General features: G+C 70.9%; 12 protein-coding genes. 3 read left to right on the forward strand and 9 right to left on the reverse strand.

Annotation, left to right across the window (positions count from 1 at the left end; translation table 11 throughout):
* Positions 1-283 precede the first annotated feature (283 nt).
* Together WME82_RS45210 and WME82_RS45215 are read left to right on the forward strand one after the other, a co-directional pair.
* Entirely contained in the window at positions 284-3,004 is a 2,721-nt protein-coding gene (locus tag WME82_RS45210; protein WP_438040373.1) for a Kelch repeat-containing protein, read from the forward strand.
* A 447-nt stretch (positions 3,005-3,451) separates the two neighbouring features.
* Entirely contained in the window at positions 3,452-4,456 is a 1,005-nt protein-coding gene (locus WME82_RS45215) for a hypothetical protein (protein WP_438040374.1), read from the forward strand.
* A gap of 190 nt (positions 4,457-4,646) precedes the next feature.
* Here WME82_RS45215 and WME82_RS45220 read toward each other — a convergent pair whose 3' ends face one another.
* Complete coding sequence (locus WME82_RS45220; protein WP_438040375.1) at positions 4,647-5,444, reverse strand: aldo/keto reductase; 798 nt, start codon at positions 5,442-5,444, stop codon at positions 4,647-4,649.
* Positions 5,445-6,218: 774 nt separating this feature from the next.
* Between WME82_RS45220 and WME82_RS45225 the strand changes: the two genes are divergently transcribed.
* Positions 6,219-7,136 (forward strand): hypothetical protein, encoded by a 918-nt coding sequence (locus tag WME82_RS45225; RefSeq protein WP_438040376.1) that lies wholly within the window; start codon positions 6,219-6,221, stop codon positions 7,134-7,136.
* A 40-nt stretch (positions 7,137-7,176) separates the two neighbouring features.
* Here WME82_RS45225 and WME82_RS45230 read toward each other — a convergent pair whose 3' ends face one another.
* From WME82_RS45230 to WME82_RS45265, 8 genes are all read right to left on the reverse strand, one after another.
* Positions 7,177-7,653 carry a glutathione peroxidase gene (locus tag WME82_RS45230; protein ID WP_437982779.1) on the reverse strand — a complete coding sequence of 159 codons (477 nt, stop codon included), beginning with the start codon at positions 7,651-7,653 and terminating at the stop codon, positions 7,177-7,179.
* Between the two features lie 328 nt (positions 7,654-7,981).
* Positions 7,982-8,605: an isochorismate family cysteine hydrolase YcaC gene (gene ycaC / locus WME82_RS45235; RefSeq protein ID WP_438040377.1), complete on the reverse strand. Its 624-nt coding sequence runs from the start codon at positions 8,603-8,605 to the stop codon at positions 7,982-7,984.
* A 67-nt stretch (positions 8,606-8,672) separates the two neighbouring features.
* Entirely contained in the window at positions 8,673-9,332 is a 660-nt protein-coding gene (locus WME82_RS45240) for a pirin family protein (RefSeq protein WP_438040378.1), read from the reverse strand.
* Between the two features lie 52 nt (positions 9,333-9,384).
* Entirely contained in the window at positions 9,385-10,305 is a 921-nt protein-coding gene (locus WME82_RS45245; protein WP_438040379.1) for a LysR family transcriptional regulator, read from the reverse strand.
* A gap of 197 nt (positions 10,306-10,502) precedes the next feature.
* Positions 10,503-12,986, reverse strand: a complete 2,484-nt coding sequence (locus WME82_RS45250; RefSeq protein WP_438040380.1) for a glycosyltransferase — start codon at positions 12,984-12,986, stop codon at positions 10,503-10,505.
* Positions 12,987-13,192: 206 nt separating this feature from the next.
* Entirely contained in the window at positions 13,193-14,140 is a 948-nt protein-coding gene (locus tag WME82_RS45255) for a glycosyltransferase family protein (RefSeq protein ID WP_438040381.1), read from the reverse strand.
* A 29-nt stretch (positions 14,141-14,169) separates the two neighbouring features.
* Positions 14,170-15,141, reverse strand: coding sequence for a hypothetical protein (locus WME82_RS45260; RefSeq protein ID WP_438040382.1), 972 nt, complete (start codon positions 15,139-15,141; stop codon positions 14,170-14,172).
* A 157-nt stretch (positions 15,142-15,298) separates the two neighbouring features.
* The gene (locus tag WME82_RS45265; protein WP_438040383.1) at positions 15,299-16,771 is read right to left on the reverse strand and encodes a hypothetical protein; all 1,473 of its coding nucleotides are present in this window, start codon (positions 16,769-16,771) and stop codon (positions 15,299-15,301) included.
* Positions 16,772-16,835: the final 64 nt, after the last annotated feature.

Here is a 16,835-nt window from a genome sequence, read left to right on the forward strand (position 1 = left end):
GAGCCGGTGCCCGCCGTGAATGCCGCCCGAGCGGGCGCATCGAAGCAGCCGTATGCATTGCTTCGATGACCCCACGCCCGCCGTGCGATCGTCTCCATCCGCCACCGGCGGCCCGTCACCTGGCGGTGCGCGGCGCCCGCCCCGCTCCCGCGAGCCCGCGGCGCGCGCGCTGCGGCGGCCCTGCGCCGCGCCGGCTCGCCGCAGCGGCGCGGGGCCCTCGACCGCGCTCCGGCTCTGCCTCATGGCGTTCACCGCCGTGTTTTCCGCCGGTTGCGCGAGCGGCATGCAGGACGAACTCGACCCCGCCGAGGCCGAGCTGCGCGCCCTCTTCCCGGAGCAGGCCGGGCTGGTGCTCGCCGCCGACGGCGCCCTCGCGCGCGGCGAGCGCGGCTATTCCGTGACGGCGGCGCGCGGCGAGGCCGCGCCGGGCAGCGGCTCGTCGTCGCGGGGGCTCGTCGTCCACCTGCCCGAACACGGGAGCGATGAGATCCGGATCGAGCTGCCGGACGGCTTTCACGTGCGCGTCCGCGAGCGCAGGGGGCTCGGCGCCGGACGGCTCGTGGGGACTCAGGAGATCGCCGGCGGAGATGCCGTCGCCTATGCGCACGAAGGTGGGTATTCCTTCTGGACGGCGGCGCACGGGGGATACGAAGAGTGGCTCCTCCTCCGGCCGGGCACCTTCCGGCCGGATGCGCCGGTCGCCGCGTGGTCCGTTCAGGGCGCGACGCTGCGGCGGCGCGGCGCGGCGATCGAGCTCGCCGACGAGGCCGGCGTCGCGCGCCTCGCGGTGACGGCGCCGTCGGCCTTCGCGCGCGGGGGCCGGAGGGTCTCGACGCGCCTCGACGCCGAGGGCTCGACGCTCTCGCTCTGGGTCGACGCCCCGCCGGAGGAGGCCGTGCTCGTGGACCCGCTGTGGGTGGCGACCGGGAGGATGATCACGCCGCGCGCCGAGCACACGGCGACCTTGCTGGACGACGGCAGGGTCCTCATCGCAGGGGGATTCCTGAGCTGGGACGAGGGGATCATTTGCGATCCGATGTTCTCGACGACGCCGCTCGGGAGCGCGGAGATCTACGATCCCGCGACGAGCGCGTTCCTGGCGGCCGCGCCGATGGCTGCTGTGAACGGCGGTCACACCGCGACGCGCCTCGCGGACGGGAGGGTGCTGGTCATCGGCGAAGAGGCCGGGGGCACGAGCGCCGAGATCTACGACGACGCGCTCGATGCATGGCGAGCGGCCTCGTCGCCGACGGTGCCGCGGTCGAGACCCACGGCCACGCTGCTCGACGACGGGCGGGTCCTCCTCACCGGCGGAAGGGTCGGGTCAGCGGATACGGAGAGCACCGAGATCTACGACCCGGCGACCGACACGTGGGCCCCGGGACCCCCCATGCGGAATGCCCGCGCCGCTCACAAGGCCACGCGGCTGCTCGATGGACGCGTGCTGGTCACGGGCGGCACCCACGGGGCGGCCGCGGGCGCCGTCGAGATCTTCGACCCGGCGACAGCGGCCTGGTCGGCCGCGGCGCCGCTCGGCGGCGGCACTCCATGGCTGACGGCGACGCTGCTCCTCGACGGACGCGTGCTGGTCACGGGCCTCGCAGGCGCCGCCGAGGTCTACGATCCTGCTGTGGACGCCTGGACCGCGGCCCCGGGCAAGTGGGGCGACACGCCCGCGACGGGCTCGTTGGATGACGGGACCTACGTGACCGGGCTCGGCGTGCTCGGCGAGGCGGCGGCGCGGCTCCCCGGCGGCCAGGTCATGATCAGCGGAGGCATCGAGGCGATCTACTACGCGGACCCCTGGGGAGGGACCATCTGCAGTTCGCTCTATCTTGCGCACGCCCACGACACCTACGATCGAGTCCAGCTCTACGATCCGGTCACGAACGCGTGGTCGCCGGGCAGCAATCTCCCAGCTGCGCGAGGCTATCACTCCGCCACGTCGCTCGATGGCGGCGACGTCCTCGTGGCGGGTGGGTACACGTGGCTCTGGTCGACGCGCGAGGGCCTCAGCACAGACAGCGCCGTCGTGTATGCCAGCAACCCCTTGACGAACGGCGCGCCCTGCTCGACCGCCACACAATGCGCGAGCGGGATCTGCGTGGACGGCGTGTGCTGCGCGTCGCCGTGCAGGGATGCCGAGTGCATCGCCTGCTCCATCGCGGCGGGGGGCACGGTGGACGGGGTGTGCACGCGTGCCCACGGCGTCCCGTGTGACGACGGCGACGCGTGCACGCTCGGCGATTCCTGCGACGCCGGGGTGTGCGCCGGAGCTCTATCGAGCAGCGCGGAGTGCGGCGGTGGCGAGGGCGGCGCCGGCGGTGGCGCTGGAGGCGCCAGCGCCGGCAATGGCGGCGCTAACGCTGGTGCAGGAGGCGCTGGCGCTGGCGAGGGGGGCGGTGGCGCTGGAGGCGCTGGCGCCGGCAATGGCGGCGCTAACGCTGGTGCAGGAGGCGCTGGCGCTGGCGAGGGGGGCGCCGTCGCTGGAGCGGGAGGCGCTGGCGACGGCAATGGCGGCGCTGGTGCTGGAGCAGGAGTCGCTGGCGCTGGAGGTGGTGGCGCTGGAGCAGGAGGCGCGAGCGGCGGTGGCGACGGCGGCGCCGGCGGTGGCGAGGGAGGCGCCGGCGCTGGCGCTGGAGCAGGAGGCGCAGGCAACGGCGGCGCCGATGCTGGCGAGGGAGGCGCCGGCGCTGGAGACACCGGCAATGGCGGCCCCGGCGCGGGAGGCGCTGGCGCCGGCAATGGTGGCGCTAACGCTGGCGCAGGAGGCGCTGATGCTGGCGAGGGGGGAGCCGGAACCGGTAACGGCGGAGCTGTCACGAGCGCGGGGAGCGCCGGCGCGAGCGACGTGAGTCCCGCCACGACCCCGCCCTCCAGCAGCGGCTGCAGCGCGGCCGGCTCGGGCTCCGACTGGCAGCCTGCCGCCGCCGGGCTCGCGCTGCTCCTCAGCGCGCGCCGCCGGCGGGCCCGCCGAGCGCAATCCCCTCGCGACGCCGCATAGAAGCTCTCCACGAGGGGCTCGCTCCGCTCGCGCGCCCGGCATGATCGCCCGCCGGGCGCTTTGGCTCAGGACAGCACGATGTCATCGAGGTTCACACCATCCTTGAATGTAGGGCACGCTGGTTGCAAGAGGCGCTTCATGAAGACCAACTCGGGACGCACTGGTTTCCCTGCGGGTTCCCTCGTCGCGTTCGCGATGATTGCGGGCTGTGGCAAAGTCACGATCGAACTACCGGGCTCTGTGGATGTCGAGCCACCGGGCTCCGAGGATGCCGAGCCACCGGGCTCTGTGGATGTCGAGCCACCGGGCTCCGAGGATGTCGAGCCACCGGGCTCCGAGGATGTCGAGCCACCGGGCTCCGAGGACGTCGAGCCACCGGCCCCTGTCGATAGCGAGCCCGAGAGCTGCGTTGAAGGTACGGAGGTATCGTTCTTTGCGCCCTCGGGAATGGACGCCGACTGGCTTCTTCCGGTCGATGGGGAACGGCTCATCGCGGTTGGAGCACCAGCGAACGGGGGGGTCGCGGAGCTCGACGAGGCGGGCCACGTGGTGTGGAGCTCGGTCCCCCTGCCCGGCGGATTTCTGAAGAGCGGCGCCAAGACCGAGGACGGGGGCCTCATGGTCGCGGGCCAGGTGGGTGATTCGACATCTCCGTCCCGCACGGGGTTGTGGCTCGGTCGGCTCGACGGAGCCGGTCAGCTGCTGGCGAGCCGGAAGCTCGGACCATCGGCCTTCAGCGCGCACGTCGACATCGAGCTGCTCCGGCACCCGACCGGGGGATACGTGCTCTCCACCCACGACAGCGAGGCCGAGGGCGCGGCGCCTCGGCTGCGCCTGTTGCGGCTGGACGACGCGGGCGAGATCGTCCACGAACGGTTCATGCCGATCGCTCCCGGGTCCGCGATCACGGAGTCCTGGAGCCGGGGCGGGGCCGCGCTGCTGCCCGGAGGTGACGTGGTTCAGCTGACCGCGCACGCCGGTTACCTGCGCGCCGTCCGCAGCACCGAGCAGACGGCGCCGGTGTTCGACCGTGTGCTGGAGGAGGTCGGCGGAGCGTGGCCACAGGACATCGCGGCCCTTCCCGATGGCCGTATCGCGATCGCCGCGATCAGCGTCGGTCAGAGTCATGTCATCCTGCTGGACGCCGAGGGAGCGGTGATCTGGGCCAGGACCTATCACCCTGAGCTCGACACCGAGCTTCACGCCATCTCGCACGATCCGAGCACGGGGCTCTTGCATCTCGGCGGGGCGACGCGGGGAACGGACGGAGGAACGCAGCGGATCTGGCTGCTCTCCGTCGACACCGACGGGGAGCTGCGCTGGGAGTACGAAGGTGATGTCGGCACGCCGAGCCGGATCAATGGAATCACATCACTCCCGGGCGGCGGGTTCGTGGCGGCCGGATTCCATGATTTCGTCTATGCGGTGGTCCGCCCGACGACGTGTCCATGAGCGGCCAGCGTCGCCTTCCCAGGAGGGGAGGTGGTCGATTCGGAATTGCATCACACGCAGTTGAGCGAGGGCTTGCCTATCCGTCACGAACCAGACGAGAAGGCCGCCGCATCTCTGCCCTCGGCACCACGCTGAAGAACGCCGGCTCCCATGCGGCCTTCCGCTGAGCGCCTTTCGCTGACGGTGTGGATCAGGGGACGTCTGTCGGGTCCCAGCTCGCGCGGAAGCCGACATCGAGCCCGTCGAGCGTGCGCATCGTGTCGGCGTCGAGCGCGAAGTCGAAGGTCGCGCCGTTCTCGGCGATACGCGCGGGCGTGACCGACTTCGGCAGAACGATCAAGCCGTGCTGCACGGCCCAGCGCAGCATCACCTGCGCTGGTGTGCGCCCGGCCTTTGTCGCCGCGGAGACGATGTCTTTGTGCCCGAGCTTCACGCCCTGCGTGAGCGGGCTGTACGCCTGCACGAGGATCCGGTGCTTTGCGCAGAACGCGCGCAGCTCGGCCTGCCCGAGGAACGGGCTGAGCTCGACCTGGTTGATCGCCGGCACCACCGCGCTCTCGCCGAGGAGCTCCTCGAGGTGACGCACTGTGTAGTTGCTGACGCCGATCGATCTCGCGAGGCCTTGCTTCTGCGCGTCGACGAGCGCGCGCCAGGTGTCGCCGCGCTTGCCGGTGACGGGAAAGTGGATCAACACGAGATCGTAGGCGTCGAACGCGGCTTCCTTCAACGAGCGCTCGAGCGAGCGCAGCGTCGTGTCGCACCCCTGGTTGAAATTCGCGATCTTCGTCGTGACGAACACCGCGTCGCGCCCGAGGCCGCTCTTGCGCAACGCGCTGCCGACGTCCGCCTCGTTGCCATAGTACTGGGCGGTGTCGACGTGGCGATAGCCGAGGCGCAGCGCTTCGAGGACGGCGCCCTCGGTCTCTCCGCCGGGCGCCGATTGATACACCCCGAGCCCGAGCTGCGGAATGTGGCGACCGTCGATCATCTGCAGGCGTGGTGATTCGATCATTACCGGGCCCCCTGGTTTCGTCCGTCGCTCGGCTCGGCCGAGCGCAAAGAGTGTGCTGACGAAGTCGACACGCTAGCCACTGTGAAGGTCGACGGCAAGAGCAAGAAAACTCTGTGGCGGCTGTGCAGAGCGCGCGCCAGCTAGCCGATATCGCTGAAGAGAGCGAGCGCTTCGTGCAGGATAGGCAAAGCTTGATCATCCGCGAACACCGCGACGGTTTCTATCCCTCGGATCACTCTCCCGTCACCGCCAGGCTGCGCCTTCAGCCCTGAATGCACAGCGTGTCCCGGGAGGTGGAGGCGAACCGGCGATGGGTGGACGATGCGAGTGCAGCGAGACCATATAAAATAAACCCCGGCAGATCGATTGAGCGATCCGATGCAGCCGGCGCAGGCTGCATGGCAGAGAACGTGGGTTGAGCCCCTCCATGCGACGACGCGATGGGGGTGACGAGTGAAGGTCCCTGTCGCGGGTATCCAAGGCTCACGCGGCGCCTGGCTGCAAATCCCGCCTCCTCGTCTCGACAGCCCAACGCGGCAGTGCTACCCATCTCACGTGTCCGGCGTTGAGGGGGAGGACATGTCATTACATCATGGCCTGTCGCCGATGCACGCAGGAAAGGAACGCCGTATGCGCATCAATCGAATCCGAGGTCTGCGGGCAGCTCAGCTTGCGTTCGCATCCGCGTCTGCGGGAGCAGCCTTCTGCTTCGCAGCGTGCTCGGCCGACACGGGCCCCACGGCCGAAGACATGGGCGAGCAGGACCAGAATCTTGCAGCCTGTTCGTATGCGATCACGACGAACGCGTACGAAGGAGCCCCGGAGTACTGGGGGACGATCAAGGTCAAGAACACGGGCGCGAGCGCGCTGAAGAAGCCGACTGTCGCCTTCGACGTGCCCGGCGGTGTCACGTGCGATCATCACGAGCCGGGCTGGACCCACACACAAGCCGGCTCCCGATGCACCTATTCGAGGACATCGAACGTGTCCATCGCCCGCGGCGCGTCATTCACACTCAATTTTTCCACCGACTCGGTGTCCTCGTTCACCCCGTCCCGCGTCGAGCTCCGCGACACCAGCTGCTCCAGCGGCGGCAGCACGACGGGTGGCGGCGGCACCATGGGCACGGGCGGTGGCAGCACGACGGGCGGCGCCAGCTCGACAGGCACGGGCGGCGCCAGCACGACGGGCGGCGCCGGCACCACGGGCACGGGCGGCAGCAGCACGACGGGCGGCGGCAGCACCACGGGTGGCGGCGGTAGCGGGGGCTCGGGCGTGGTGTGGCAGACGGCCAGCCTGACGGAGTTCGAGTCTTACCCCGACCCCGGCAGCGAGGAGTGCATCGAGTACAACGGGTGCACGTGGGCCGGTCAGTTCGCGGCGCTCGACGGAAAGCAGCCGGAGAGCTGGGTCAGAGAGAACAACATCGCCGCGGTGCACTCGAAGGATTTCGAGAGGTACAAGCTCAAGACCCTGCGCCTTCGGAAGAATGGCAAGGAAATCGACGTCAAGGTGTACGACATGTGCTCCGACGCCGATTGCAGCGGGTGCTGCACGCGGAACGCGCAGCCGTCGGGGTACCTGATCGATATCGAGAAATACACCGCTCAGCGGTTCGGGGTCTCGGCGTCTGGACAGGTCGAGTGGAGGTGCCTCGACTGCAATTGACGGCCGCCTCGTCGGGCCGGCGGCTCGGGCGCCGCCTTGCTCACCCGCCGAGCGCCTTGTCGATCGCCTGCGTGAGCTTCGGGTCGTCCGGCGCCACGGACGACTCGAACCGCGCGATCACCGACCCGTCCTTGCCGATCAGGAACTTGGTGAAGTTCCACTTCACCTCACCGGCAGGCGCGGCTTGCGTGAGGAACGCATAGAGGGGGTGCTTGCTGCCCCCCTTGACCGGGATCTTCGAGAACATGGGGAAGCTGACGCCGAACTTCGTGGAGCAGAAGGCGGCGATCTCGGCGTCGGTTCCCGGCTCCTGCGCGCCGAAATCGTTCGACGGGAAGCCGAGGACGGCGAAGCCGCGATCCTTGAGCCGATCATGGAGCTCCTCGAGCCCCGCGTACTGAGGCGTATAGCCGCACTCCGATGCGGTGTTCACCACGAGCAGCACCTTGCCTCGGTAGTCACCGAGGGAGCGGTCCTGTCCGTCGATGGTCTTCATGGTGAAGTCGTAGAGCGACATGGCCTTTCCTTCCTGAGCAGCGCCGGGCGTGTGCTCCGGCGCGGTGCGCTCGACATCCCTCCCACAACCCGACACACAGGCGAGGGCGAGCGAGCTGATCAGGGCGAGTCCACACCGGAGCACGCGCGGTGAGCGTTCCATGGCGCATGGATAGCCGCGCGTCCGGGCCGCGTCGAGCAGGAACGCGCTCCGCGTCGAGGCGACGCCGCCGAAGGCGGCTGGAGAACGTCGGCCTGGACGCGGCACGCGGCGGTCGGGCTCGGTGACCTGGCTTGCTGGAAGGAGGCCTTCGCGACGGCAGCAGGGTGGACGGGCAGGACGCTCGCCGTCACTTCTTCGTCAGCGCGTTGTAGCTGGTGATGAGGTTGCGATAGTCGGGGATGTGGCTCGAGAACAGCGTCGCCAATCCCTCGACGTCGTTGCGCCAATCGCGGTGCAGCTCGCAGGCGACGCCGAACCACGTCATGAGCTGCGCGCCGGCTTGCGACATGCGATCCCAGGCGGAGTGCCGGGTGATCTCGTTGAAGGTCCCGGACGCGTCCGTGACGACGAAGACCTGAAAACCCTCCTCGATCGCCGACAGCGCGGGGAAGGCCACGCAGACTTCGGTCACGACGCCCGCGATGATGAGCTGCTGTTTGCCCGTGGCCTTGACGGCTTTGACGAAGTCCTCGTTGTCCCACGCGTTGATGTTGCCGGGGCGCGCGATGTACGGCGCGTCCGGGAACTGCTCTTTCAGCTCCGGCATGAGCGGGCCATTGGGGCCGGACTCGAAGCTGGTCGTGAGGATCGTCGGCAGCTTGAAGTACTTCGCGAGATCGGAGAGCGCGAGAACGTTGTTCTTGAACGTGTCCGGCTGGATGTCGCGCACGAGCGACAAGAGTCCCGCCTGATGATCGACCAGCAACACGGCGGCGTTGTTCTTGTCGAGTCGAACGTACGGCTTGGTCATGGGCTGTCTCCTCTTCTGTCGTCGTGGGTGATGCGTCTGTATGGCGACGCCCGAGCGTGGAAGTCGTTCAATCGTCCAGGTGGCCGAACTTGCCGCTCGCGAAGTCGGCGAACGCCTGCTGGATCTCTTGCGCGCTGTTCATGACGAACGGGCCGTACTGGACGATGGGTTCGTCGATCGGCTCTCCGCTCAGGACGAGCAGGTGGGCCTCCGATTCGGCCTCGATGAGCAAGCGCTCGCCGGCGTTCTCGAACACCGCGAGGTCGTGCGCCGCAGCGTGCGCTCCGTTGATCGCAATGTCGCCTTTCATGACGAGCAGGCCCAGGTTATGGCGCGCCGGGAAGACGAAATCGACCCTGCCTCGCGCATTCAGGCGGACGTCGAGGACATCGATCGTCGTGAAGGTCTGCGCGGGGCCCTTCACGCCCTGGTATTCGCCTGCGACGACCCGGACGGAGCCCGCATTCTCGGGGAGCGTCACGATGCCCATCCGATCGCTCGTGATGCTTTGATACCGAGGCGGCGACATCTTGTGCGCCTTCGGCAGGTTCACCCAGAGCTGCGCCATCTGGAACGGGCCGCCGCGGCGCGCGTAGCTCTCTTCGTGAACCTCCTTGTGAAGGATTCCGGACGCCGCCGTCATCCATTGGACGTCGTCTGCATCGTGTTCGTGGTGGTCATGGCTGCGTTCTCCTGACACGAGGAGGAATAGACATGCCGAGCTCATAGAACAATGTGCAATAACAGGAAGGACTGTTCCAGTAATTGGAACAATCTTGTCACACGCTCGCGGTCATGCTCGGCGTGGTGGACAACACGAGGCGCTGGCGGAGCAGGTCGAGGAACGCCACCACCTTCGGCGAGAGGTGCCGTGTGCTCGGATAGAGCGCGAACACGGGCACTTCGGGCGCCGACCAGGACGCGAGCACCGGCATGAGCCGCCCCTCGGCGAGGTCTTCCGCGCACAGGTACTCCGGCAAGAGGGCGACGCCGAAACCCGCGCGAACGACCGAGCGAAGCATCTCGTAGTCATTGACGACGAGCCGCGGGTGAACCGTGATCTCGGCGATCCTGGGCCCCGACCTGAGCTCCCAGGAGCTTCCCTCCGGTGCGAACACGATGCACGGGTGGTCCGCGAGCTCGGCAATGTCGTTCGGCTCGCCGAGCGCCCTTTTGACCTCGGGCGCAGCGACCAGACGGCGCCGCACGGCGCCGAGACGCCGGGCGACGAGGCTCGTGTCCGGCGTGGTGCCGGCCCGCAGCGCGAGGTCGAAGCGCTCCTCGACGACGTCGACCCTGCGATCGGTGCACACCAGGTCGACCTGGACATCGGGGAAAAGACGCAGGTATTCGGCGAAGATCGGCCCGAGAACGGAGAACGCGAGCGGGGCCGTCACCCGCAAGAGCCCCCGGGGCGTCGACTGGAGCTGCGAGACCGCGAGCTCTGCCTCCTCGAGCGCGGCGACGATGCGAACGCAGTGCTCGTAGTAGACGCGACCGACGTCCGTGAGGCTCAAGGTTCGCGTGGTCCGCTGGAGCAGCCGCGCGCCGACGCGCGACTCGAGATCGGAGATCTTCCGGCTCACGGTCGACTTCGGCATCCCGACGGCGGTCGCCGCCGCCGTGAAGCTGCCTCCCTGAACGACCCTCGTGAAGAGGACGATCTCGTCGAGAGCGACGTTGGGTAGGCGAGGGTCCATGGGTGGGACAATCTACGAAGTATGCGCGAATTGTTCCAATGGATCGCGATCTCTTTCGCTCCGCCGGCGCGAAGCCGCGCCCCGATGGTTCGGGCGCAACCCCGCGCGCGCTCGAGCGCGCCGGGGCTCCGGCCAGCGGCGCAGCGGTGTCCGATCGAGTCCCGAGCTGCAAACGAGGAAGAGCAGCGCTGGGAGGCTCACACGCCGACGCGCTCGACGCGCACCCGCACCTCGGCGGCCGCCGGCGCCGCATCGCCGCCCGCCGTCCCTGCGCCGCGCTCCACCGAGCCGCCCGCGATCTCCGCGATGAGGAGCGGCCCCGTCGCCTTCACGATGCGGCGGGCCTGGTCCAGCACGCGCGCCCTCTCTTCCTCCGTCGCGCCGGCGAGGACACCGCTGAGGAGGACCCCGCAGGCGCGGTTCGCCGGCAGCGCGGCGAGCCCTGTGACGCTCGCCACGCGGGCCGCGAGGCCGCACACCTGCGCCACGTCGCGCGCGAGCAGCTCGGCCGCCTCGCCGACCACGACGACGCCGCCGTACAGACCGCGCAAGGCGGGGGCGGCGACCGCCCTCACGCCGCGCACGAGCCGCGCGCGCGCCTCGATCGCGTCGGGCGAGCAGTCCGGCAGGCGCTCCGCCGCCGGCGCGTCCGGGGCAGCCGCCATGACGGCCGGCGACAGCGCCGCCCGGATCGCGGCGAGCCGCGCCCGCCACCACCGCGCGCCATGCCCGATCTCCCGGGCGCGGCGCTCACGCTCTTCCCGCCCTCGATGGACGTGGACCTGAAACGCCTCCGTGGCGGCCTTCTGCGGCTGGCGCAGGGCGCGAACGCTCGTGAGCAGGCGCATGTCGATGAGGTCCGCGCGCCGCACGCCCTCCAGCAGATCGACGAAGGCTCCCTTCTCGGCGCCACCGCCGATGAACCACTCGTCGAAGCCGCCGAGCGCATCGACAAGGCCTCGCCAGACGATGGGCAGCCCGTCGCGCACGTCGGAGAGCGACTCGGAGCTCGGGGCACTGGGGCGGAGCTGATCCCCCTGGGCGCCGGGCACGCCGCCGTCGAGCGGTGTGGCCGAGAGGAGCGGAGCGAGCCCCTCGACGGCACCCGAGGCCGCCCACGCGGCCGAGCGCTCGATCCACGCGGCCGGCGGCAATGCGACGCGGGCCAGCGCCGGCGTGAGCACGGCCGGCACGCCGCGCGCGAGCGCCGCGTCGTGCTCCGAGAGCGCGTGCTCGACCGCCTCGGGCGGGAGCAGGACATCGGCGTCCAGAAACCAGATCAACGGCGCCCGGGCGGCGCGGAAGCCCGCGTTCCTGGCATGGCTGCAGTGCGGGAACTGCCCGCGCGGGCGCGGGCTGTCGACCATCTCGAGCCGGAAGGGGTGAGAGCCCGGCTCCGCCGCGGCGCGGATCGCGCCGCCCGGGTCGCCGCCGTCGCACACCACCACGACCTCGAAGGACGACGGGGCGGCGGTCTGCGCGCGCAGCGCGAGCACGGCGCGCCGCAGGAGGGGCGCGGTCGAGGGATGGCACGGGATCACGAGGGCGATGCGCGGCGGCGCGGCGCCCGTCGCGTGAGCCTCCGCAGCCGAGCCGGGCGTGCCGGCCGCGGAGCCGGGCGTGCCGGCCGCGGAGCCGGGCGTGCCGGCCGCGGAGCCGGGCGATGCGGCCGCGGAGCCGGCCGCATCGCCCGCAGCGCCGCCTCCGACGGCCGCATCACCCGCGGACGCGCCGCTGCGGCCCGCACCTGCCGCGGAGCCGCCCCTCAGCGCCGGCCGCTCGCCAAGCACCTCCCACAAGCTGGCGAGGCACCGCTCGCGCTCGGTCAGGTACGCGTCGCGCGCCGCTTCCTGGATGCGCCGGAGATCCGCCTCCGTGAACGCCATGCAGCGCTCGACCGCATCGCGCACGTCCTCGGGAGCCACCGCGTGCGTGCGCACAAGGCCCTGCGCGCCGTGCGGCGCGGCCGGCATGCGCAGCGCGCAGCCGTCGATCTCGCTCATCGCCTCGGTGTCGGGCACGAGGACCGCGGCGCCGACCGACAGGCCCTCATGGAGCGCGTGGCCCCAGCCCTCGTAACGAGACGGACAGAGGTGGAAGCGAGACGCGTTCTGATAAAAGCGGAGCCGCCGCTCGTCGACGCGCCCCGCGAACTCGACGTTCCGCGGCCTGAGCGGCCAGCCGAGCGAGGACACGACCGTCAGCGGATACGGGATGTGGTGGCGCTCCCAGGCCAGAAGGACGGAGTCCGTGCCCTTCGCGTCGGAGCCGCCAGGGACGTGCAGGAAGCGCCGCGCCCGAGGCACGGCCGGGTCCCAGCGGTCCTCCGAGAAGAAGCCGAGGTGGCGGGCCCGCGGCGTGAGCGGGGCGAAGTGCGACAGCGCGTCCCGGGTCTTGCACAGGACGAGCTCGAAATCGTCGAGCGCGGGCCGGGCCTCCGGCCGCCACCACTCGGCGTTCGGGATCAGCCAGCGGCGCGGCGCGCCCTCGGCGAGGCGCGGCTCGTAGACCTCGAGGAAGATGACGAGATCGGCGCCCCCCACGCTGCCCACGCTCTCGGGGTGCTGGAAGTGAAGGCCGGTGACCCGATGACCCCAGCTCTCCAGGAGGCTGCCGAGAAGGCGGTAGTCGCGCTCGAGCCCCTTGCCGTTGTCGATGTTGGTGACGATGTGGATCCGCATCTGAGGCATCCCCTCGAATTTCGGGAAAATTCACAGGGAGGCGGGGAGACGGGGAGTAAAATCCCATGAATCTCCCCGTCTCCCCGCCTTCCTGTTTAATTCCCCTGAAAATGCCAGCAATGTGAGGGATTTGTCAGGAGCCGTATCTCAGCTCGATGTCGCCTGATCCAGCCGCGGCCCCGCGAGGGCCCTCCACCAGGCCAGGGTCACACCCAGCCCCTCAGCGCCGCGTGGTGCTCGCCGAGGATGCCGAGCATCTGGCGCATGCGGTGCACATACGTGAAGCTCGCCTTGACGCGCGCGTGCCCGGCCCGCCGGATCACCTCGCGCTCGTCGTCGTGCTTCACATAATAGTCGATGAGGCGCCGCAGGGCCGCGAAATCGCCGAACGGATAGTAGACCACGTGCTCGCGATCCCGGAACTCCTCCTCCAGGCCGAAGATGTAGGGGTGGATCATGAAGCCTCCCCGGCCGAGCGTCTCGTAGATGCGATCGGACCAGTAATGCGGGTGATCGAAGCCGACACACAGGCTGTCGCCCACGACGACCTTCGCCGACGCGTACAGGCGGTTGAGGGCGTCGCCGCGCACGCAGCTCTCCGGCGCTCCGTGCTTCACGAAGCGGCGGCCGTACGTCTCCGACAGGAAATCCACGAGGCGCCTCCGATAAGGCCACTCCGGATGATAATCGTACGAGCCCACGAAGCAGACGTCGGCCGCGACGCCGGGATCGACCTCCGCGAGATAACACTCGGCGCCGTACACGCCGGGCTTGATGTAATGGTGGCGTATCCCCTGCGCCCGGAAGAACGCCTCGCTCCCGCCGTCGGGCGTGAACACGTGCTGCGTGCGCCAGAACGGGTCGAACCGGAGATCGCGGCCGCGCGAGAGGCCGGCGTACAGGTCGAGGTGGTACGAGGCCGTCGGGATGGGCAGCTGGGTGATCCAGCGCAGCGCGTCGCCGCGCAGGCCCCAGGTGCGGGTGTAGAGCAGCAGATCGACGTCGCGCGCCATGCCGTCGAGCTCGCCCAGGGTAAACGCGTTCTCCTGGGCCTGGACGACCTCGACGCCGAGCGCTCGCAGGCTCTCGCCGACGTGGTTCTCGGTCGAGAACGACGGGCCGAAATTACCGATGTACAGGACGCGACGGCGCATGGGGGAGGGGCCCACGACGGCGGCGCCCGTCAGGGCGGCGGGTCCAGCGGCCACGTGGCCACGAGCGCGCGCGCGTCGGGCGTGCGCGCCTTCGAGAGCACCGCGAGCGTCACGGTGCGATCCGTGACCAGCACACACGGCGCCGAGAACGTCGCTGGATCGGCGCCGCCAGCGTCCACGGGGAGCACGCGGAACGCGGCGCCCGGGGCCGGCCGGTGCGCGACGAGCAGGTGGGCGGCGGACGTCGCGACGATCACGAGCCCGCCGGCCGCGCGGTCGGCGTCGAGCTCGAAGACGCGGCGGTCGCCGAACGGCGCGTCCTCGGCGCCGGCAGGGCCGTACGCCGCGTCGCGGGCCGAGACGCGCACGGTGCCGGGCAGCGCGCCGCCGCGCGAGGCGCCGGGGGCGACGCGCTTGCACACCGCGGTGGGGCCCGGTGACCCGGCGAGGACCACGACATCGATGCACTCGCCGATCGGGTGGTCCACCGAGCCGCCGCCGGCCGCCGCGGCCTCCAGCACGACCGCCGTCGCGTTGTCGACGACGGCGGACACGGCGCCCGGGACGCCGGGGGAGGGCGCGGGGAGCGAGCCGGCGCCCGCGCCGCGCACGAACCGAGGCCCGCTGAAGCTCGCGAACGGCCGGTGCGCCGTGAGGGAGGTGCGGAGACCGGAGGCGCCGTCGAGCCGGACAAGCGCGTTCACGGCGCCGCCCGCGACCTCCACCACGAACGACAGCGCGCCGCCGTCCGCCGCCGCGGCGTCCCAGCGGGGCAGCGCGGGCAAGAGCTGCGGGATCGTGGCGACGGCGCCCGACGGACCGCGGCCCGCGAGCGGCAAGGCCCAGATGTCGGTGCGGTGCGGCGGGGCCGCGCTGTGCGTCGACGACGCGAGCAGCACGGGCGCCCCGTCGAGCGCGACGAGGCGCAGGGCGTCCGCGAGCGGGGCGTCGGGCAGCGCGGCGGGAGAGAGCGCGAGAGGCGGAGGGGGCGTTTCGTTCATGGGCGCAGATCCGGGGGCGGGGCGGCACGCGGCGGCGGCGAGACAGACGAGGAGCGCGGGCGCGGGAGGCCCGCGGCGCGGCCTCCCGGGGGCGATGGTCGAGCGGGGCGCGGCGGTCGAGAGGGGCGAGGGCATGCCGGTCGACCTCCGCGCCGCGCTAGATGCGGGCGTTCGTGCGCATGTTCCACAGCTGCACGAGGGCCTGCGGGTTCGACGATTTCGGATAGCCGGCGAGCGCGGCCGCGAAGAGCCCGTCGATCGCGCCGGTCTCCCACGTGGCCGCGTCGGCGAACGGCCCGCCGCCATACGAGGGGTCGTAGAGCTGGCCGCCGTGCACGACGATGAAATGGTTGAAGAACGCGGGCGGGGGCTCGGGGTTCCGCTGGCCGGGGATCCCGGGCAGGTTGACAACGTCGCTCCACATGCGGTGGGTCCACGGGGCGGGCTGCGTGGCCGCGTTCCACTGCCAGTTCTTCACGAGGAACCCCTGGGATCCCGAGGTCCACGCCGTCACGGTGACGACGACCACCACCTTGTCGGCGCTGGTGATGCCGTGGACCTTGAGCATGTCGATGAAGAACTCGGCCCACGAGCCGCACTGCCCGCTGCCGTCGGCGCTCGCGAGGAGCAGGCGGGTGTTCGTGCACGTTGTCGTGTTCGGGTTCCAGTACGTGAGGCCCACGCCGTCGCGCTTGCGCGTGAGCGCCCGCGTCGCGAAGGGCGCGAAGCTCTGGGACACGACGCGCCCCTCGGTCGTCTCGCCCTGGGCCGCGCGGCACGAGATGTCCACGAGCGTCCAGTAAACCGTGCCGGCCGGCGCGCCGAGCACCGCGTAGACGAGGTGCGCCGTCGTGCCCGCGCCGACCCAGCCGGTGCCGGCGGCGTTCGCCTCCCACGCGATCGTCAGCGGATCGTAGCAGGCGACGACGTCCGGCAGCGGCGCGCTGCTCGTCATCGAGGGCGTGGAGACGTCGACCGACCCGGGCGACACGCTGACCGTGCACGTCCATTCGAGCGTCACGCCGCCGGCCATGGCGCGGCCGCGCAGCTGCACGGACTCGGTCCCGGTGGGCGGCCGGAGCACGCGCAGCACCACGGCGAGCGGGACACGCGCGCCGCGGACGTAGCAGACCGGCGATTGATCCGTTGCCTGCCGGGTGCTCAGCCACTCGGGGGAGGCGAAGTTGCCGAGAGAGTCCCGCTCCACCGCGTGGTTCGCCGCGAAGTCGACCTGGATCACGCCGACCAGCGCGTGGACGACGTCGGGCGCCTTCGGCGACGGCTGCACCGGCGGCGGCACCTCGAGCGGCCTGCGCGCCTCGGGGGCGCGCGGCGGTGGGCCGCGGAAGGCGAGGATGCACCCCGTCCGGAGCAGCTCGGCGACGCGCTCGCGGAGCAGGTCGAGCTCGCGCGCCGCGTCGAGCGACACGATGCCGGCGCCCGCGGCGCACAGCTCGCTCAGGAGATCGACGCGCTCGCGGTCCGGCTCTTCCGAAGGGAACCACGCGGGCACCTCGAGGGCGGCCAGGTGCGGCTCGATCGGCTCCGCGCCCTCGGGCAGGACCGCGCCGGCTGCGCGGACGAAGCCGACGTCTCCGTACGCATCGACGACCTGCCAGACGTTGCCCATGAATCCGCGCGATCCGCTGTCCGCTGTTCCCCCGGCGCCCGATCTGACTAGGCCCGCCCTCGCC

This window comes from Sorangium sp. So ce128 (assembly GCF_051525245.1).
GTDB lineage: Bacteria > Myxococcota_A > Polyangia > Polyangiales > Polyangiaceae > Sorangium > Sorangium cellulosum_B.